Source organism: Mycobacterium sp. E136, assembly GCF_001666865.1.
In the GTDB taxonomy this organism is placed as follows: Bacteria; Actinomycetota; Actinomycetes; order Mycobacteriales; family Mycobacteriaceae; genus Mycobacterium.
This window is the reverse complement of the sequence record NZ_LZJE01000030.1, coordinates 1-628: the sequence shown is the minus strand read 5'-3', so window position 1 is coordinate 628 and position 628 is coordinate 1. Positions and strand designations below refer to the sequence as shown.

The 628-nt window shown below is 62.6% G+C and carries 1 protein-coding gene; it reads left to right on the top strand.

Annotated features, from left to right (window positions below; genetic code table 11):
• Positions 1-150: 150 nt before the first annotated feature.
• On the top strand, positions 151-628 hold a 478-nt coding region (locus A5698_RS02285; RefSeq protein ID WP_197506602.1), incomplete at its 3' end, for a transposase.

Below are 628 nucleotides of genomic sequence, written 5' to 3'. Positions count from 1 at the left end.
CGACAACCGGCACGAGGCGTTCGCCTGAGCGTTCGCCTGCTTGACGGGTTGATCCCACGCAGCTGGTGGCTGTTGCGAAATGCCGGTCGCGGTGCTTGGTCTTGACTGTTGGGCACGAAACGATGAGGTATGGCTCGTTCGTATCGTCCTGTGCTGCGTGATCAGGAGTTTTTGTTGCCGCCGAATATGGCGGACTGGTTGCCCGATTCGCATTTGGTGTGGTTTGTGCTCGACGTGGTGGATCGGCTTGATACCTCGGGGTTTCACGCCGCCCGCCGTACTGGTGGGGTCGGGCGGCCCGGTTATGACCCCGACATGCTGGTGGCGTTGTTGATTTATGCCTATGCCTGTGGGGAGCGGTCCTCGCGACGGATCGAGCAGTTGTGCGCAGATCATGTGGCCTATCGGGTGGTGTGTGCTCAGGATCGGCCTGATCACAGCACGATTGCGCGGTTCCGCGCCGCCCACGACCAGGCGTTTACCGACATGTTCAGCCAAGTCCTGCGACTGTGCGCCCAAGCCGGGATGGTGTCGGTCGGGGTGATCTCCATCGATGGCACCAAGATCGCGGCCGACGCGGCGAAGTCGGCCAACCGATCCCAGGACTGGGTGCGCGATCAGGCCCGCC